Annotated in this window: 21 protein-coding genes and 1 other annotated feature; all 21 genes read right to left on the bottom strand. The window is 49.1% G+C overall.

The window, feature by feature from the left end:
- Positions 1–84: 84 nt before the first annotated feature.
- Positions 85–966, bottom strand: a complete 882-nt coding sequence (gene ilvE / locus BN6628_RS06645; RefSeq protein ID WP_068615794.1) for a branched-chain-amino-acid transaminase — start codon at positions 964–966, stop codon at positions 85–87.
- Positions 966–1856, bottom strand: coding sequence for a prephenate dehydratase (gene pheA / locus BN6628_RS06640; protein ID WP_068615792.1), 891 nt, complete (start codon positions 1854–1856; stop codon positions 966–968). The genes ilvE and pheA overlap by 1 nt, the downstream gene beginning before the upstream one ends.
- Entirely contained in the window at positions 1853–2830 is a 978-nt protein-coding gene (thrB, locus tag BN6628_RS06635; protein ID WP_068615790.1) for a homoserine kinase, read from the bottom strand. Before thrB ends, pheA begins: the two co-directional genes overlap by 4 nt.
- A gap of 25 nt (positions 2831–2855) precedes the next feature.
- Positions 2856–4142, bottom strand: a complete 1287-nt coding sequence (locus BN6628_RS06630; RefSeq protein WP_068615787.1) for a homoserine dehydrogenase — start codon at positions 4140–4142, stop codon at positions 2856–2858.
- A 47-nt stretch (positions 4143–4189) separates the two neighbouring features.
- Positions 4190–4627: an ACT domain-containing protein gene (locus tag BN6628_RS06625; protein WP_068615784.1), complete on the bottom strand. Its 438-nt coding sequence runs from the start codon at positions 4625–4627 to the stop codon at positions 4190–4192.
- Between the two features lie 139 nt (positions 4628–4766).
- A complete protein-coding gene (obgE, locus tag BN6628_RS06620; RefSeq protein ID WP_068615782.1) occupies positions 4767–6080 on the bottom strand; it encodes a GTPase ObgE in 1314 nt (437 codons plus the stop codon).
- A gap of 21 nt (positions 6081–6101) precedes the next feature.
- Positions 6102–6716, bottom strand: coding sequence for a Spo0B domain-containing protein (locus BN6628_RS06615; protein WP_235847592.1), 615 nt, complete (start codon positions 6714–6716; stop codon positions 6102–6104).
- 243 nt (positions 6717–6959) lie between these two features.
- On the bottom strand, positions 6960–7271 hold the full coding sequence (gene rpmA / locus BN6628_RS06610; protein ID WP_068615778.1) for a 50S ribosomal protein L27: 312 nt from the start codon (positions 7269–7271) through the stop codon (positions 6960–6962).
- An 18-nt stretch (positions 7272–7289) separates the two neighbouring features.
- Positions 7290–7622, bottom strand: a complete 333-nt coding sequence (locus BN6628_RS06605; RefSeq protein WP_068615776.1) for a ribosomal-processing cysteine protease Prp — start codon at positions 7620–7622, stop codon at positions 7290–7292.
- A 13-nt stretch (positions 7623–7635) separates the two neighbouring features.
- Positions 7636–7947: a 50S ribosomal protein L21 gene (rplU, locus tag BN6628_RS06600; RefSeq protein WP_068615774.1), complete on the bottom strand. Its 312-nt coding sequence runs from the start codon at positions 7945–7947 to the stop codon at positions 7636–7638.
- Between the two features lie 13 nt (positions 7948–7960).
- Positions 7961–8039 (bottom strand) — a sequence feature (ribosomal protein L21 leader region).
- Positions 8040–8118: 79 nt separating this feature from the next.
- Positions 8119–9348 carry an Rne/Rng family ribonuclease gene (locus BN6628_RS06595; protein ID WP_068615772.1) on the bottom strand — a complete coding sequence of 410 codons (1230 nt, stop codon included), beginning with the start codon at positions 9346–9348 and terminating at the stop codon, positions 8119–8121.
- A 72-nt stretch (positions 9349–9420) separates the two neighbouring features.
- Positions 9421–10275 carry a M50 family metallopeptidase gene (locus BN6628_RS06590; RefSeq protein WP_068615770.1) on the bottom strand — a complete coding sequence of 285 codons (855 nt, stop codon included), beginning with the start codon at positions 10273–10275 and terminating at the stop codon, positions 9421–9423.
- Entirely contained in the window at positions 10268–11173 is a 906-nt protein-coding gene (locus BN6628_RS06585) for a M23 family metallopeptidase (protein ID WP_068615768.1), read from the bottom strand. The genes BN6628_RS06590 and BN6628_RS06585 overlap by 8 nt, the downstream gene beginning before the upstream one ends.
- A gap of 172 nt (positions 11174–11345) precedes the next feature.
- Positions 11346–12140 carry a septum site-determining protein MinD gene (minD, locus tag BN6628_RS06580; RefSeq protein ID WP_068615762.1) on the bottom strand — a complete coding sequence of 265 codons (795 nt, stop codon included), beginning with the start codon at positions 12138–12140 and terminating at the stop codon, positions 11346–11348.
- A gap of 3 nt (positions 12141–12143) precedes the next feature.
- On the bottom strand, positions 12144–12806 hold the full coding sequence (minC, locus tag BN6628_RS06575; RefSeq protein WP_068615760.1) for a septum site-determining protein MinC: 663 nt from the start codon (positions 12804–12806) through the stop codon (positions 12144–12146).
- Between the two features lie 81 nt (positions 12807–12887).
- Positions 12888–13415, bottom strand: a complete 528-nt coding sequence (gene mreD / locus BN6628_RS06570; protein WP_068615758.1) for a rod shape-determining protein MreD — start codon at positions 13413–13415, stop codon at positions 12888–12890.
- Positions 13412–14290, bottom strand: a complete 879-nt coding sequence (gene mreC, locus BN6628_RS06565; protein WP_068615756.1) for a rod shape-determining protein MreC — start codon at positions 14288–14290, stop codon at positions 13412–13414. Before mreC ends, mreD begins: the two co-directional genes overlap by 4 nt.
- Positions 14291–14338: 48 nt before the next feature.
- Positions 14339–15373, bottom strand: coding sequence for a rod shape-determining protein (locus tag BN6628_RS06560; RefSeq protein WP_068615754.1), 1035 nt, complete (start codon positions 15371–15373; stop codon positions 14339–14341).
- A 38-nt stretch (positions 15374–15411) separates the two neighbouring features.
- The gene (gene radC, locus BN6628_RS06555; protein ID WP_068615752.1) at positions 15412–16101 is read right to left on the bottom strand and encodes a RadC family protein; all 690 of its coding nucleotides are present in this window, start codon (positions 16099–16101) and stop codon (positions 15412–15414) included.
- 38 nt (positions 16102–16139) lie between these two features.
- Entirely contained in the window at positions 16140–16757 is a 618-nt protein-coding gene (locus BN6628_RS06550; RefSeq protein WP_068615750.1) for a Maf family protein, read from the bottom strand.
- A 149-nt stretch (positions 16758–16906) separates the two neighbouring features.
- On the bottom strand, positions 16907–18157 hold the full coding sequence (locus BN6628_RS06545) for an SPOR domain-containing protein (RefSeq protein ID WP_068622048.1): 1251 nt from the start codon (positions 18155–18157) through the stop codon (positions 16907–16909).
- Between the last annotated feature and the right edge of the window lie 50 nt (positions 18158–18207).

Here is an 18207-nt window from a genome sequence, read left to right as displayed (position 1 = left end):
TTGACATCCTCGAAAATAAAAAAATCCTTTCTACCTACTGAAAGGCAGAAAGGATTTGAAACTTTAGAATCAGCTATTCCGTTGTTACTCCCACACTTTAACACCATCTTGATCCACTATACTTCTAAATTCCTCAAGCAGACGAAGTGTGATCGGACCAGCCTGGCCCTCACCGATGATCCGGCCATCTACTTCACGAACCGCAATAACCTCGGCGGCCGTACCCGTTAGGAACACCTCATCCGCAATATAAACATCATGAAGCGTGAAAGGCTCTTCTTTCAGCTTCAAGCCTATCCGCTCGCAAATTTCGATGATCGCTTGACGTGTAATGCCTTCTAACGCTCCCAGATAACAAGGGGGAGTGGTGATAACTCCTTTTTTTACGATAAAAATGTTATCTCCCGATCCCTCTGTAACATACCCTTGCGCATTCAGCATAATTGCCTCGCCGGCTCCAGCCAGATTGGACTGGATTTTGACCAGGATGTTATTTAAGTAATTCAATGACTTAATCTTAGGATTCAAAGCATCAGGAATATTCCGGCGGGTCGATACCGAAACCGTCTTCAGCCCCGTCTTGTACGCTTCCTCAGAGTAGATTGCAAGCTGCTCCGCAATAATAATAACAGAAGCCTTAGGACAGCGGTTGGGATCAAGCCCTAGATTCCCTACGCCCCTGGAAACGACAAGGCGAATATATCCATTGCGAAGCTCATTACGGCGAAGGGTCTCAACAAGCGCATCTTCCATCTCCTGATAAGAGAGAGGAATATTCAACTGAATGGATTTAGCTGAATCATATAGGCGCTCCAAATGCTCCTTGCATTTAAAAATATTCCCATTGTATATGCGGATACCTTCAAATATGCCATCCCCATAAAGGAAACCGTGATCGAATACAGATACAGTAGCTTTTTCCTTCGTTACAAACTCTCCATCCAAGTAAATCCACTGTTCAGCCATCAGTTCTGTACCTCCGTCATTGTATTCTCATAAGAATAACTTAAATACGAACCCAGAATGCGGACCTGGCACCCTAGCGCTTCAATCTCGGCAATTGCTGCAGGGAGCAGTACGGAGTCTAAACCATGGAGTACATCGATATAGAAATAGTAACTGCCCAACTTTTTCTTCGTTGGTCTTGATTCAATACGGGACAAGTTCAGCTTACGCCATGAGAATGCAGAAAGCACCTGATGCAGCGCCCCCGGAAAATCAGAAGGCAGCGTAACCAGAATACTGGTTTTGTCCTCACCGGATGCTTTGAGCACCTTGGGTTTGGATGGTCCAATCAAAATAAAGCGGGTGAAATTGTTATCGTGATCAGTCACCTTCTCAGCCAATACATCCAGTCCATGGCGTCTGGCTCCAAGCAGAGTGCCAATCGCAAGCCAACCCTTGCCGGGATTGTTTTTAACCGTCTCAATAGCTTCGGAGGTGCTTCCTACATGCTCAAGCTCAGCCTGCGGCATATGAGAGCGAATAAATTGCAGACACTGAGCCATAGCGACAGGATGAGAGATAACCTTGGTCACTTTGGACCAATCCGGTTTTCCCTCTGAAGACTCAACTTCATCTCTTCTTCCCACCAGGTTTTGGATCGACGGATACACCCATTCCGCCTGCATAGGAATGTCAACCTCATGCACAAGCCAATCCATATGCAGCGACACGGAACCTTCGATCGTATTCTCGATCGGAATTACACTATAGTCGGTATCTCCATTCGCGGTAGACAAAAACACATCCGAGATTTGCTTATAATGAACCAGCTCAACGGGTTCTTCACCAAATAAATAGAGCGCCGCTTCGTGGGAAACCGTCCCATCTGGCAGTAGAGCAATTCTTTTCATGCTGTGTATTCCCCTTTAATAGAATCCATGAACGACACTTCCTCTGAAGCACCGGCTACAACAACAACTCCGTCCTTGTCAGGCTCCAGCCATAACGTTCTAGCGCTAATGCCCTGCTCTCCAAGAACATCTTCAAGAAATTGCTCCAGCTGAGCACCAGTTCCTGCTTCTTTGTCCACTAGAGCAAGCAGCGTAGGACCCGCACCACTTAGCGCCGCGCCAAGTGCGCCATGCGACGGAGCCTCCTCCAGAATTCTGGACATTCCAGGAATCATCGAAGCTCTATAAGGTTGATGCAGCCGGTCACGCATGGCAGATGCAATCAGATCAAGTCGTCCAGCCGACAGGGCGGCAGTCAATAATGAAGAGCGGCTGATGTTGTACACCGCATCGGATAAAGTCACCTGTTCAGGCAGCACTCCCCGGGCTTTTGAAGTAGACAGCTGAAAATCAGGAATAGCAACAAGTACCCCCATCCCAGTTGGCGGTTCAATACGGATATAATCCGCATGCTGTCCATTCCAGCTGGCGGCAATGATGCCTCCGAACAAGGAGGCCCCCACGTTGTCTGGGTGCTTCTCGAGTGCTGTAGCCATATCAAACAGCTTATCTTTTGTTAAAGGTACCCCTATTAATTCATTGGCCGCTGCAAGCGCTCCAATAATAGCGGATGCGCTGCTCCCTAGCCCCCTGGTTAAAGGAATATCAGAATACATTGAAATTTCAAGCTCAGGCAGGTCCACTCCGGCTTCTTGAAATACGGATTGGGCCACCTGGTAGATGAGGTTGGTCTTATCGGTCGGGATTCCGTTCATCTCATCACCATAAAGATGGAACTTGGTTTGATGCGCCGGCTTCATCTCAATCCATGCATACAACGATAGAGCCATTCCTAAGGTATCGAAGCCTGGACCTAAATTCGCGGTACTCGCGGGAACCTTCACCCGGACACCGTTTAATACTGGAGAACTCATGACTTAAACTCCTTTGCCTAAGTGATTAGCCTTCAACACGATACACACTCTTAATCCGGCGGATCACACTTAAGGACTCAAAATGACGAAGCACCTTATTCATACTCGCTTGGCTCGCGTCATGTGTGACAATCATGATTTCAACATCAGAGTGCTGTTCATTAGGTGACTGAACCACCGATTCCAGACTGACTTCATATTCTGCGAACACTTGTGTGATTTGGGCCAGAACCCCGGCTTTGTCCTCAACGTGGAGAAGCAGAAAGTTCTTATAAGCAATCTCTTCATCGCTCTTGAGCTTCTTAGGTTTATAAGGGACAATTGCTTTCAAGCCGTTAACGCCCAACTTCAAATTCTTCACCACAGCCACCAAATCAGCAACAACCGAAGTAGCCGTCGGCATTTCACCGGCCCCAGGGCCGTAGAACATGGTCTCCCCGACAGCTTCACCGTACACATAGACAGCATTAAAGACACCATTCACCGAAGCAATCGGGTGAGATTTCTTAACCATCGTTGGCTGTACCGTAATACTGAACTGATCGTCCTGTCTGTCCGCAATCCCGAGCAGCTTCATTTCATAACCAAGCTGTTTGGCATACAAAATATCTTCCTTGGAGACACTGGAAATGCCTCGCACACTCACATCACTTAGCTCAACATTCGTCCGGAATCCCAAAGTGCCCAAAATCGCCATCTTGCGGGCGGCATCCAGACCTTCCACATCGGAGGTTGGATCTGATTCTGCATACCCGAGCTCCTGGGCTTCTTTAAGAACATCCTCATAAGAAGCGCCCTCTTGGCTCATTTTGGTCAAAATATAGTTGGTCGTTCCATTCACGATCCCCATGATCTTCATAATCCGGTCGGAAGAGAATCCTTCGATCAGCGTTCGGATTATCGGGATTCCTCCAGCCACGCTGGCCTCATAAAACACATCACACTGTTTCTCCATGGCCTTGGCCAGAATCTCGGAGCCGTACAGAGCCATCAGATCCTTGTTTGCAGTTACAATATGCTTTCCGCGTTCCAATGCTTCCAAAATGTATTCCTTGGTCCCTTCAACTCCGCCCATTACTTCGACGATTACATCGATCTCCGGGTCTCTAATTACATCCAGCGGATTATCCGTAAGCTTGCTGGCATCAATTGCAATATTTCTTGCTTTATCCATACTCTTGACCGCAATCTTCTCAATCACAATCGGAGAACCAACCTGACTGCTCAGATCCTCCTGATGACCTTCCACAATACGGACCACACCCGTCCCCACGGTCCCTAGTCCCAATAATCCAACTCTAACAGGTTTCATCCGTTACTCCTCCTATTTAATAAAACTATTAATCTATATACATCCGCCTAACCTTGGCCAATGATATGAACTCTCCGCACTCCAGGAGTCTCCTGAAGGGATGCTGTGAGATCATCCAGCTCTTCTGTCAGATTTGAGGTTTCAACGGAAATAACCACATTCGCCCTTCCTTGAAGCGGGATGCTTTGATTAATCGTAAGAACATTGCCTCCGAAGCCCGCAACAAGAGCAAGCACCTCTGATAGTATTCCTGAACGGTGTTCGAGATCGAATGATACCGTCACAATCCGGTCCCGCTCCAGCTGATTAAGCACATGAATCCCATCTTTATACTTATAAAAAGCGCTGCGGCTGATGCCCACCTGCTCTACAGCCTCATGAACCGTCTTCACCTCGCCACTGGCTAGCAGCTGTTTGGCTTGAAGGGCTTTGACCACACCTTCCGGCAGAATATCCTCCCGCACCAGATAATAACGTTCTTTCACAAACGTCCTCCTAATAAAGACTATTGTTTTCCCATAGTGGACATTATAAAGGATAGAGCTCGTCCGGGCAATAGATAGAGGACCTTTTAATAAAAAAGCCGTCTGCTGTCCCTATTCCAGACAACAGACGGCATTAGTGTTAGTAATAGTAACTGCTGCCTTCCACAAATTCAAATTCAAAGTCACCGATACGGACAATCGTCCCGTCTTCCGCGCCTCTTTTACGAAGCTCATCATCGATCCCCATGTGGCGCATCGTGCGCGCAAGTTTCAGAATCGCCTCATGACTGTTAAGCTGCATCCGCTTCATCATCCGTTCAATCGCCGGACTTTCCACAACAAAAGCTTCATTCTCACGCTTAATGACAAAGCTGTTATCTTCCTTCTTATCCAGTTTGTAGATCTTGCGTTCATTCAGCTCTGTCACTTCTTCAATGGCAGGTGCTTCCGGTATTTCGTCCAGCAGGTCAGCCGCACGGTACAGCAGTTCCTGCACACCTTCCCGGGTCAGCGAGGAGATTGGATAAATTTCTAAATCCGGACGAACCTCAGCAACCTTCGCACGGAAGGCCTCCAGGTTCTCTGAGGACTCCGGCATGTCCATCTTGTTCGCCGCCACAATCTGAGGCCGATTCTCCAGGTCCGCATTGTACAGCTTCAGTTCCCCATTAATCTTCTGCCAATCCTCAAAGGGATCCCGGCCTTCGGAACCAGCCATATCCACGACATGAATAATTACTCTTGTCCTCTCAACGTGTCTGAGAAATTCATGACCAAGTCCCACGCCCTCATGTGCACCTTCGATCAGACCCGGCAGATCGGCCATTACAAAGCTTCTTCCCTCGCCCACATCAACTACCCCAAGATTCGGTGTGATGGTAGTGAAATGATAAGCTCCAATCTTCGGCTTCGCGGCGGAGACTACGGATAACAAGGTGGACTTTCCGACACTTGGAAATCCAACAAGCCCTACATCAGCCATCACTTTCAACTCAAGAATAATATAACGCTCCTGACCCTCTTCCCCATTCTCTGCAAGCTCTGGAGCCGGGTTGTTTGGAGTTGCAAAACGGATGTTGCCGCGTCCGCCACGTCCGCCGCGGGCTACGACCACCTGCTGTCCATGACGGGTCAGATCCGCCAGAACCTCCTGGGTATCCTCATCGATAATTACCGTTCCTGGCGGAATCCGGACGATCATATCATCAGCACCAGCACCATGCTGGCTTTTATTGCGGCCCTTCTCCCCACGCTGGGCTTTGAAGTGACGCTGATAACGGAAGTCCATCAACGTACGCAGACCTTCATCCACGCGAAAAATCACATCACCGCCGCGTCCGCCATCACCACCGGCAGGGCCTCCCTCCGGCACATATTTTTCACGTCGGAAGGAGACAATTCCATCGCCTCCGTCACCGCCTTTTACATAGATCTTCGCTTTATCTACAAACATGGTTTCACCTCATTATATAATTCAACATGGTATGCGCAGCTCCAAAGAGGATTGAGGAGACCCCGTAAGACCGGCTTTGATCCGCTTGCCTTGGACCGTCTCCTCAATACGCTGTCTCAGCATCTCTGCATTCCCACAATTCCCATCCTGCTCAAACATAACTACAACTTCCCGGTTTTCTGTATACATGGACATCTTAAGTTCCAGAATCTCTCCCCAGGAAGAACGTCCAGTAAATTGATACGCACGAATCGTATCCATAATGGCATCGGTCAATTCCTCCGCTTGCCCATCGTCCAGCAGATCCCCGAGCTGCAGCCCTTCCTCAATTTCAACATCCAGATGAACAGACCCGTTAACCTCACGGAACGACTGCAGATAGAACACCAATGCAGGGATGCCGAGTTTGGATATACTGCTCTCTGTATTCATCCGTTCCTTTATTCTTTCCACACAATGCACAAGTTTATCATGCTTGCCAAGCTGAATATAACCATACAAAATTTGCAAATCATTCATCCAGTCGTGCCGATGATGTCCAAGTGTAGCAGTAGCCGTCCTCTGAAACGAATCCAGCAGCCGCTTCCTCTCTTTCTCGTTCTGACGCTTCATATACTGATAATAGAGCAGACCCACGAGTAACCCCCATATGCATGCCAATAGATGCAAAATCAAAGAATGTGCAAAGTATACTGATATCATAGGGGCTAGAGCCAACAAGACAGCCGCATACGGCGCCATTTTACGATATTTCATATTATTCCATTCCTTTTCGAGGTGACATCATTAACCAGTATATCATAAATGAATTCCCGGCGCGCCTGACGGACGGCTACAAAAAAAGCCCCCGGCATAACTGCCGGAGGCTTAATCAAATTCTTACGCTTCTACTGCAGCCGCTACCGGAGCGACTTGAGCAGGGTAGACGCTCACTTTTTTGCGATCGCGACCCCAACGTTCGAATTTCACTACACCATCAACTTTAGCGAAGAGAGTGTCGTCTTTGCCGATTCCCACATTGGTACCTGGGTGAATCTTCGTACCGCGTTGGCGAACGAGGATGCTTCCACCAGTAACCGTTTGTCCGTCAGCACGCTTAACGCCAAGGCGTTTCGCTTCACTGTCACGTCCGTTCTTTGTGGAACCTACACCTTTTTTCGATGCGAATAACTGGAGATCCAATTTCAACATTGTTATCTACCTCCTTCTTCAAATATTAACGTACTTTATCTTAATATACTTGTCGTATGACTGTTCGATACTCTTCAACATGACGACCAGAGACGATAATAACAGCTGTGCCTGTTCAAGTGCCGGAGATGGAGACATGTCGGGAAGCGACGCATTCAAGAATCCGTTCTTCATTTCCGTATCCATAACGATACCGGTAAGTGCTTCAACCGAGTTGACAGTACCTACAGTGACAGCGGAGACCCCTGCACACACAATATCTTCGCCAGCCTTGGCATAGTTGGCATGTCCTATAATCTTGAATCCCTGAATAGCCTTGTCGTTACGGCGCAATATGGAGACAGTAATCAATTACCGCACCTTCTTACGCTTGGATTTTCTCGATGGTCACTTTCGTGTATGGTTGACGATGACCTTGTTTCTTGTGGTAGTTCTTCTTAGCTTTATACTTGAAAACAACCACTTTCTCACCTTTGCCGTGTTTCTCAACTTTCGCTGTTACACTAGCGCCGGATACCAGTGGAGCTCCTGCTACCAAGCCGTCACCTTTAGAAACTGCCAAAACACGATCGAAAGTAACACTCTCGCCGTCACCAGCATTCAATTTCTCGATGTAAAGAACATCACCTTCTTGAACACGGTATTGCTTGCCACCTGTTTCAATAATTGCGTACATTTGTCTGCACCTCCTCATTTCTCAGACTCGCCTGATTCAGGTGATGCCGGATGGCATACTTGCAGACCCGATCGGAGCGGTTACAGCATGTGCAGAAGAGTTCACTTAAGACACATACTAAATTATATTAGCATGAGCATCCTAAAAAATCAACATCAATTCCCTGTTTCATTAAACCTTAATTCTCCCAGTTCCATGGCAGGCTTTGCATGTGCCTGGATAACTTCCACTGCCTTCTCTCATTTTCTTCCGAGTAAGCTCTAGTAAGCCAAGCTTCGTCCATCCCAGAATATGATGCTGGGTGCGGTCAGGCCTCATCGCCATCTCCAGCCTGTCCAGCACACGGTCCCGGTGCTCCTCAAGCACCATATCAATGAAATCGATAATGACAATTCCGCCCGTATCCCGGAGACGAAGCAATCGTGCAATCTCACTGGCCGCTTCCAGGTTGGTCTGGAATACGGTATTCTCCAAATTATCCGTTCCGGTGAACTTGCCGGTATTCACATCAATCACCGTCAAGGCCTCCGTCCGGTCCCAGATTAAATATCCGCCTCCAGGCAGCCACAACTTCCGCTGAAAATCCTTATCCAGCTGCTCCTGGATACCGTAAGCCTCAAATATCGGTCTCTCTTCCTGATAATTGTAAACCTTCGGAAAATCTCCTTGAAGCATCCCTTCGAGGAAAAGGGCAGCTTCCTCCGCCTGCTCCTTACTGTCCAGAATCAGTTCACCGGTCTGCGGAATGTAGACGTCCCGCATAAGCCGCTGCACCATACTCAGATCCTGGTGAAGAAGGACCGGGGCATGTGCGCGGGCGCCTTCTTCTTCAATTGACTTCCATAAACCACGCAGTAACCTGAGATCCTCCGCAATGGCTTCGGGATGCTCATGCTCGGCTACCGTTCGGATAATCAAGCCTTCCTCCTCAGCCCGGAGCTCCTCCCCAAGCTGCTTAAGCCGGGTTCGTTCCCATTCTCTATCTATCCTCTTGGATACGGCTACATAACCGGATATTGGCATATATACGATCCACCGGCCTGGAAGGGAATAATGGGTCGTCACCCGCGCACCCTTCGTGCCTGAAGCATCCTTAACAACTTGAACAAGCAACTCCTGCCCGACCCGGAGAAGCTCCGTAATCGACGGCTTTTGTTTGGGCTGCTTCTCCAGGTGGGGATGCAGTACGTCGTCTATGTACAGGAAAGCGTTCTTCTTTTGCCCGATATCCACAAAAGCAGCCTGCATTCCTGGAATCACATTAACCACGCGGCCTTTAAAAATACTTCCGACAGCACCGCTCTCCTCGGAACATTCTACCGCATATTCCACCAGCTTGCCCTGTTCAAGCAGTGCAAGTTGTGTAGACCCTGGCTCGCAGTGAACAACCATCTGCTTCATCTATTCTCACCTCTGCTAACGCTCTGACAAAACATTTATAAAGCGAACCTAATTATAACACGAACCAACGGCTTATTGACCTGAGCCCCCTGTCAAATAAGACGCAATCACCTTTTGTTCCGGCACTACTGCCACAATCTGACCTTCATGATTCATCACATAGATGAAATGATACTTTTCCCGCCTTAATAGACGCAGAATCCGGTCCAAAGGTTTCGCGGTCTCGGCAATAATCGGCTGGACCAGACTGCCTTGAATCAGATGGTGGGAGAAGGATTTGTCCCGGTTCATCAAGAATCGGAGAAACCGGAAATGAACGTTCCGGTAATCGGTCATATTGGTATACAGCAGGAAGCTTCCAATCAACAGCAGATTTAGCTGAAGCGCTCCCCCTGCCAGCCAGGGAACAATCGCATATACAATAACGAGAGCACTAAAAACCATGCTCAGCCGCGTACACCACACCAGAGTTGAATGAAATGACATGGACAGGCTGCATAGCGCCTGACAGATCCTTCCCCCATCCAGCGGCAGAATAGGCAGCAGGTTAAATAGCGCAATCAACAGATTACACTCTATAAAATAGACCGGAAATGCCCCTTCCCAAACTCCGAAATGCTGGAGCAGGACGGTTACAAAGATCAAAACAAGATTCTGAAATGGGCCCGCCAGGGCGATAATAAGCTCCTTTCCGGCAGTGAAGTCCCCGCGGTCCTCTAGGACCGCATGTCCTCCGAAGGGAAGCATCATAACCGATAGCACAGGCACCCCAAGCCACCTGGCGGCCGCGACATGTCCAAGCTCATGAACAAAGACGATCCCGAACAGGGCGATCAGCTCCAGAAATCGTCCGGTAAACACCGAGGCCAGCATCACCAGGACAAAGAGGGGATGAACGGAGAACGGAATGCCGAGAACCTTAATCAAAAGGCACCACGGCCGATGGGTCTATATATTGGCCATCTTTTTTAAGGGCAAAATACAAGGAGACCTGCTCCGCTTCAGATGAGCTCTTCAACGTTCCGATCGGCTCCCCACCTTCAATCCAATCGCCCTTCTGCACATTGGCCCCGCCTAGATGTCCATAAATGGAGTAATATCCGTCCGCATGCTGAATCTGGACTGTCAGCCCGGTGATCACATCCTGATTAACTTCAGTTACACGCCCCGTCTCCACACTTCTCACCGGCAGCTGGCTTCCCCCCGAAGGCGCAGTGGATATGATCTCAATTCCTTTAAAACTAAGAGCAAACGGAGAAGAAACTGTTCCTTGAACCGGCGCTGAGAAAATGCGCTGCCCCTGTACTTTCTGCCCCTTGTCCTCGCTTTGACCGAATATAGGAATAAACGAAGGGGCACCCCCAAAGTGCTGTTCATACCAAACCTGAGCCGCTTTAAAGTCGAGCTCCTCTGTCAGCGCCTTGGCCACAAAGGCTCGTATAGGCAGCGACCACTCCGGCTGGTAGCGATGAATTCCCCAAAGAGCTCCAAACAATAAGGTGCTTACAAACGCCCTCATCATGAACATTTTCCAAAAAGAAGCTCTGGACCGACCCACAGGCACATACGGCCCTCCTGGATACACACTGGAATCACCCGGCCACCGTGAACTCCTCATCTTCCAGGCCTGCTCCGGGTCAGCCTCCACCGGCCCTGGTTCCTCCCGGTATATATGCTCGCTATGATGATACATTTTATCGTCCTGAAACTCAGGCGCCGCCGTGTCCCACAATGGTTTATTTGAGGCAACATGATCCGCAGGCGCGGCCAACAGCTGTCGGATTCGCTCTTCTCTGCGCTTTTTCACGTTAGACTTCATGTCCATAGCGCTAATTTCCCCTTTACTGCTTCATTTGGTTTATAGCTTGTTTCACTATATGAGGCAGCAAGGACAAATATGAACGAGCCTGCAAGCATAAAAAAACGGAGCATGCAGAGAGAACACTCCTATTAGTGTCATGTCTGCATACTCCGTTTAGTTCGTTACTTAGGCTGCGTTAGCCCATCCCAAAAAACTTCTTGAAGCGGGTAAAGGCACCCTTCTTCTGATCCAACTGCATTAAAGGCACGGTATCCCCGAGAATACGGCGTGCTATATTGCGGTAAGCTATAGCTGCCCTGGAATCCGGATTCATCACTGTTGGCTCTCCGGTATTCGCCGCTTTAATAACCAGTTCGTCATCAGGAACAATTCCGATCAGGTCAATATTAAGCACCTGCAGGATTCCGTCGATATCCAGCATATCCCCGGACTTCACCATATTCACACGGATCCGGTTAACCACGAGCTTGGGAGACTTGATATGGGAGTTCTCAAGCAGGCCGATTATGCGGTCCGCATCTCTTACAGCTGCATGCTCCGGCGTAGTCACCACAATCGCCTGGTCGGCACCAGCAATGGCATTCTTGAAGCCCTGCTCAATACCGGCGGGACAGTCAATAATCACATATTCATATTCCTTCTTCAGTTCGAGAATAATATCCCTAACCTGCTCTGGCGAAACGGCATTCTTATCCTTGGTCTGTGCAGCGGGAAGCATATATAGTTCTTCAAAACGCTTATCCTTCACAAGCGCTTGATTAAGCCGGCATCTCCCTTCCGCCACATCACACAGATCGTAGATAATGCGATTCTCCAGCCCCATGACCACATCCAGGTTCCGAAGCCCAATGTCCGTATCAACCAGGCATACTTTTTTGCCAAGCAGCGCAAGCGCTGTTCCTATATTGGCAGACGTGGTTGTCTTTCCGACGCCGCCCTTACCTGAAGTGACGACAATAGCCTCTCCCATAATCTACACCCCTTTAAATGAGCTTAAATCCGGCCGGATTCGGACAATATTCGTAATCTTATCAATTTGCATGACTCCATCTTTCAGGAAAGCAAACTCCATGCTTGTCTCCCTGTTCTCCCACTCATCCGGCGGTCGGCTGATCACTTCCGCAATTCGGAGCTGGGTAGGGGCCAGGTATGAAGCTGCAATGACAGCTTCCATGTTCCCGTTAACCCCCGCATGAGCCATCCCCCTTAAAGCTCCCATTATAAAAATATCTCCCGTGCATTCCAAAGTCCCCCCTGGATTGACATCGCCGAGAAATAAAATATTGCCTTCATGATGAAGTACTTGCCCGGAACGGATCATGCCAGTATGAATCGTTAGTTGGTTCTGATCCACCTCCAACATGCTTTGGGCAGGTGTATCTATAGACCTGATCAGCAGATTCCCTTTCTGCTTGAGGGTGTCCAATAGCTCCGTCTTTTGACCCTCTGTCACTTCTCTCATGCCCAGCTTCACATCAACGTGAATGATAGGTCCTGTGAGGATGTTTTGATGGCTGTGTTCCAGTTTATATCTAAGATCTTCAAGAAGCTCCGAGAACTCACACTGATCGTCAAGCAGGAAAATCAGGCCGTCTTTGGTGCCTTTGATGGTTACATGATTTGATTTTACAGTCATAAGCCTGTCCCTCCCCCTACAACAATTCGTGAATGAGCCTCCTGTTTCCTCCTTCACCAGGCAAATTGGCGGCCTGGAAAGTTAGGCGGTCTCCTCTTTGGGGCGCCGTTTCACCAGCTTCTCGATCTGACGGCGAAGAGGAACATAAATCGCGAGCGCAAAGACAAGCTGTACGATCATGGTCGGAACAATATGATCTACCAGCGCGTATGTGTAAGGCAGCGTATAAATTTTAAATATCGAATAGATGCCAAAAACCATAGAGTCCATTAGAATACTGCCGATCAGCACCACGATCATCATCACTACAATGGAAGCATGACGGGACCTGAATATCAGGCCCATCAAATATCCGGATAATCCCATCGAGAATGAATATACCCCAACCATAACTCCGTAGAATACCACATCATGAAGCATACCAAAGGCTAGACCAAGCATCAATCCAATATAACGGTGGTCATAGACTGCAGCGAACAGGATCACCACGTATACCAAGTGTGGAATAATCCGGGTCTGCCACGCCCCAGGAATCAACAATGGCACGATGGTCCCCTCTACAATAAACAGAAGGAACAACAGCAGCGTCAGAATATAACGACGCTTCATTGCCCTGGTACCTCCTTGGTCATAACCACAAACAGGCTCTTCCAATTCTCAAAGTCAGCTGCCGGTTTGATTCGGGCCGTATCCGTCAGTCCGGTCCCCGGATCACGGCTGACGACCGTACCGATAATCATATTCTTAGGAAAAGCGCCGCCAGCCCCGGAGGTTACAACAGTATCACCCTTGGCCAGCTTATCCTTTTGATGATCAATCTTGGTCATAATGAAAGTTCCCGACTGCTGATCGTAATCTTCGATGATCCCAAAAGAAGTGTCTTCTTTGCCCTGCGCGGTAACTGCGATACCGGCCGAGTTGATGTCCCTGGAATCCAGTGAAGTCAGCAGTTTGACTGTTGATGTGAAGTTGCTGACCTCACTGACGACGCCAACCATTCCTTTGTCCGAGATGACCGTAAGCCCTTTTCTGACCTTGTCATTGCTGCCCCGGTTAATGACCAGGGTCCGGTTAGCCGGGTCGTTATTTACACTGACGACATCGACAATGGCCAGCTCCGTTTTATTCGTTTCTAACTGATACTGTGTGAAGTTAAGATTTTTTTTGAGCTCATCGTTTTGTTTCTGCAGTGAATTAAGCAGCGGCTTCTCCCGCGTATAATGCGCCATCATAATCTTAAGTTCCTTGTTCTCTTCCTGAAGAGACCGGAGATTCCCAATATCTTCAAAGAAGCCCGCTACAGCGCGAGCGGGCTTGTAGAATACCGATTGAACGAAACCAACCGTATCCTTGATGAATTTCTCGGGCCAGGTCAAGCCTGCCCGTGGTCCAAGAGTGAATCCCATTACAGCTACGAACAGGATAAGTCCTATCAGCAGTATAAACAATCTTTTGTTACCGAGCAGCTTAAACAGTTCCAACACCCTCTTATCTTACTTTTTCTCTCCCATGGCAAGGGCTGTCTTCACAGACTATCTTCTAGATTTGATCGCTGAACTGCTTCTGGATTTAAAGAGATGAATGTTATCAAGTGCGCGGCCCGTACCAACAGCTACACAATCCAGCGGATTCTCAGCCACAATAACAGGCATGCCTGTCTCATTTGCCAGCAATTTATCCAGATTGCGAAGCAGAGCCCCGCCACCTGTCAGCACAATTCCCCGGTCCATGATGTCTGCCGCAAGCTCCGGCGGGCATTTCTCCAAAGTAACTTTAACCGCATCCACAATAGCATTCACCGTATCGCCCAAAGCCTCCGAAACCTCATCCGAAGTAATGGTTATCGTCTTAGGCAGGCCTGTCACCAAATCGCGACCCCTGATTTCCATCGTCTCTACCTGCTCCAGCGGCATAGCCGAACCGATATCCATCTTCAACTGTTCAGCCGTTCTCTCCCCGATCATGAGATTATATTGGCGCTTGATATATTGAATGATAGATTCGTCAGCTTCGTCTCCCGCCACACGGACGGAACGGCTGGTTACAATACCTCCAAGAGAAATAACGGCCACCTCGGTCGTTCCACCGCCGATATCCACGACCATGCTGCCCGTAGGCTCCCATACCGGAAGGTCGGCGCCAATCGCTGCCGCAAATGGCTCTTCAATCGTATAGGCTTCACGTGCACCTGCCTGCTTAGTCGCATCTTCGACCGCACGCTGCTCCACCGCTGTAATGCCGGAAGGAACGCAGACCATCACATTCGGATGGCGCTGGAACAAAGAGCGCTGCTTCTGTGCCTGACGGATGAAATATTTGATCATCGTTGCTGTTGTATCAAAGTCGGCAATAACCCCGTCTTTCATTGGACGGATTGCCCGGATGTTGCCCGGCGTTCTGCCGATCATTTTCTTGGCGGATTCACCAACAGCCACAATGGCTTTCGTATCAGTATTAAGAGCTACCACGGAAGGCTCACGAACAATAATTCCTTTTCCACGGATATAAACAAGTGTATTCGCTGTTCCCAAGTCAATTCCCAAATCTTTAGTAAAACCACCTAGCATGATGTAACTCCCTTTCCTTTTGTGTCTAAGCTATTATATTACATGAGACCTTGCTCCTTCAAACTAACGAAGTCCCCGTCTCCAATTACAATATGATCCAGAACATCTATTCCCACTATCTGTCCCGCTTCACAAAGTCTCTGTGTAATTTGAATATCCTCCGGGCTCGGGGTTGGATCGCCGCTGGGGTGATTATGCGCGCAGACGACCGAAGCGCTGCTGCATTTGATGGCTGCCCGGAATACTTCGCGCGGATGAACAATCGAGGCATTAAGGCTGCCCATGGAGAGTGTCTCTTGAGCTATGATATGATTTTTTGTATTGAGAAATAAACAGACAAAATGTTCCTTTTGCAAATAACGCAGCTGTTCCATAAGAAAATTCGCCGCGTCCCGTGGAGAGCGGATCACGATCCGATCCGGCATCCGTGTTGCAGCCATTCGCACACCAAGCTCCAGCCCCGCCTTCAGCTGTACCGCTTTGGCTGTGCCGATTCCTTTCGTCTGGATAAGCTCTTCCACGCTGAGGTCCATCAAATTCCGAAGGCCTCCCGCACGATTTAATATCCGCTGGGCGACGTGGAGCGCAGACTCCTGCTTCGTTCCCGTCCTAAGTAGTATGGCTAGCAATTCGGCATGGCTGAGCGCACCTGCCCCATATTGCATCATGCGTTCTCGTGGGCGTTCATCATGGGGAATGTCGCGCAGCATATAATTAGCTGGCTCCATCGTAATCTATCTCTCCTTTGTTCATCACGGCAAATTCCTTAACTGGAACGGGACTTCAGTACTAACAAATTAAAAGACTTCAGCATTTCACTTAGAAGAGATAGCGGAAGTCCAACAACATTGAAGTAACACCCTTCTATTCCGGTAACCAATGTGGCTCCAAGCCCCTGAATGGCATAAGCGCCCGCCTTATCGAGTCCTTCCCCGCTGTCTGCATAGGCCCTAACTTCGTCTTCAGTCAACGCCCGCATGGTCACCCTTGTAGACTTATAATCTACAAGGGTGCTGCCTGTGCCGCCATCTATACAAGCAACTCCAGTATAGACAAGATGCGTGCGTCCCTGCAGCGATCTCAGCATGGAAGCGGCCTCTTCCCGGGACGATGGCTTTCCGAGCACCTGCCCGTCCAAAACCACAATCGTGTCGCTTCCGACAATAACTGCGTCCTCTCTTGCAGGTACCAGTTCCCCATAAACAGCCGAGGCTTTGCGAAGCGACAGCTCCTTGACGATTTGCTCTGGCGTCCATCCTTCCGGTGTGGACTCATCTGCGTGGCTGGGTACAACTTCATACGGAATATGTAAGCCTGCTATCAAGTCCCTTCTTCTCGGGGACGTTGAGGCTAATATAATAGTTCGTGATCGATTCTTGTCCAAAAAAAATGAATCCTCCCTCTGTAGATTCGGATTCCTCGCCATTTTTTGACACTTCCTTATTATAAGGTTAAATGCAAAGCAATACAAACAAAAATCCGGCAGGGGAAGTATTTCCATCTCCGCCTGCCGGTAGTATGAGCTTATTCAAGTTAGTTAATTCCAAGGAGTTCCTTCTGGAGCATAATATACTCCATCATAGCCGTCTGGACTTCCCATAAATGCGTCTTTGAGCCGTTATTGTTGTACTCATCCAAAGCCTTAACCGCGCTGCTCATTGACTTCTCCATCATTGCAGCAGTCTGCCTGGTATCCTCAGGCAGACTGCTCTTAACAGCAGCCGCATGCTCCGTCCATCCCCGGTGTTTCTGTTTAAGATTAGCGATTTCCCCTGCACTCTGCTTCTTGCCCTCCTTGGACTCCAGCAGACCCGCCGAAGTAACGCTCAGCAGCTTCACAAGATCGGCACTGTCCTCCAGGTATTGATCCAATATCCCCGCATCCCCGCTGTACTTAATCTCTGCCGATGCCGGGTAGATCACCTCGTGCACAATCAGGTTAACCCCGCTGGATTTCAACTGGCTGCTTAACAGCTTGGCCTGCTCCCTTTCCGGAGATACACCGGCATATACCCGCTTATTATCCTGGGTGTCCATCGCCGCGGCAACGCCTGATTGCAGGAGTTCCTCTTGAGCCTGCTTCACCCCTTGTGAAGAGCTGAATACCCCGTATTGGAGGAAGTAATAAGACTGCTCAGGCAGTACCGCTTTTACAACCGGGGCTGCGCCGCCCGGGTCTCCCACATTATCCGGAGAACCCAGAACAGAGATTGCGGATGGGTTTCCCGAATGGCTTGAGCTCGTCAGCCCGGGTATGGAGAGGGAGATGTCCTTGTTAAAAAGCGACAAAACCACAAATCCGAACAGCACCCCCGTTACAGTAGCCGCGGCAATTGATCCAAACAGCTTCCATTTTGAAGGGCGCTTTGGGGATATATAATACACGTTATCACCCGGGACCAGAGCATCTTTCATGATGCTGTCGATATCTTCATTTTCATAGAGAAAGCCTCGATCCCTGTCTCCAGAAGTCACCGGCAAAGCCATTTGACTGTGGGATTGGAACGGCTCCCCCCAACTCTCCAGCGGGTCCATGACAAGGGAGGGAGTCCGCTGCGCTTGATCTGTAACTTGATCTGTAACTTGATCTGTAACTTGATCTACAGCTTGAACTGTATCCCGATCGGCATTCTGCTCTATGCCCCGGTTAATGCTGCGCTCTGGCTTACGATCCAGTTCATCATTTACGCCTGCTGTACGGACTTTATGTTCGCTCTGCCGGCCCGGCGAGAGCGGATGTGTCTCCTGCTCATCAAACCGAAATGTCATTCTGGCCTTGTTCACCTGATACACTCTCCTTGTCCCCTCTTATACCTAAGCTATATGACAAGGTT

The organism is Paenibacillus tuaregi (assembly GCF_900086655.1).
GTDB lineage: Bacteria > Bacillota > Bacilli > Paenibacillales > Paenibacillaceae > Fontibacillus > Fontibacillus tuaregi.
Note: the sequence above shows the minus strand (reverse complement) of the source record. Positions and strands in the feature narration are given on the sequence as shown.

What these genes read in the sequence shown, in the direction of transcription:
- ilvE (WP_068615794.1), bottom strand. Translation starts at nt 966, where the DNA reads ATGGCTGAACAGTGGATTTACTTGGATGGAGAGTTTGTAACGAAGGAA.
- pheA (WP_068615792.1), bottom strand. Translation starts at nt 1,856, where the DNA reads ATGAAAAGAATTGCTCTACTGCCAGATGGGACGGTTTCCCACGAAGCG.
- thrB (WP_068615790.1), bottom strand. Translation starts at nt 2,830, where the DNA reads ATGAGTTCTCCAGTATTAAACGGTGTCCGGGTGAAGGTTCCCGCGAGT.
- BN6628_RS06630 (WP_068615787.1), bottom strand. Translation starts at nt 4,142, where the DNA reads ATGAAACCTGTTAGAGTTGGATTATTGGGACTAGGGACCGTGGGGACG.
- obgE (WP_068615782.1), bottom strand. Translation starts at nt 6,080, where the DNA reads ATGTTTGTAGATAAAGCGAAGATCTATGTAAAAGGCGGTGACGGAGGC.
- rpmA (WP_068615778.1), bottom strand. Translation starts at nt 7,271, where the DNA reads ATGTTGAAATTGGATCTCCAGTTATTCGCATCGAAAAAAGGTGTAGGT.
- rplU (WP_068615774.1), bottom strand. Translation starts at nt 7,947, where the DNA reads ATGTACGCAATTATTGAAACAGGTGGCAAGCAATACCGTGTTCAAGAA.
- BN6628_RS06595 (WP_068615772.1), bottom strand. Translation starts at nt 9,348, where the DNA reads ATGAAGCAGATGGTTGTTCACTGCGAGCCAGGGTCTACACAACTTGCA.
- BN6628_RS06585 (WP_068615768.1), bottom strand. Translation starts at nt 11,173, where the DNA reads ATGGACATGAAGTCTAACGTGAAAAAGCGCAGAGAAGAGCGAATCCGA.
- minD (WP_068615762.1), bottom strand. Translation starts at nt 12,140, where the DNA reads ATGGGAGAGGCTATTGTCGTCACTTCAGGTAAGGGCGGCGTCGGAAAG.
- minC (WP_068615760.1), bottom strand. Translation starts at nt 12,806, where the DNA reads ATGACTGTAAAATCAAATCATGTAACCATCAAAGGCACCAAAGACGGC.
- mreD (WP_068615758.1), bottom strand. Translation starts at nt 13,415, where the DNA reads ATGAAGCGTCGTTATATTCTGACGCTGCTGTTGTTCCTTCTGTTTATT.
- BN6628_RS06560 (WP_068615754.1), bottom strand. Translation starts at nt 15,373, where the DNA reads ATGCTAGGTGGTTTTACTAAAGATTTGGGAATTGACTTGGGAACAGCG.
- radC (WP_068615752.1), bottom strand. Translation starts at nt 16,101, where the DNA reads ATGGAGCCAGCTAATTATATGCTGCGCGACATTCCCCATGATGAACGC.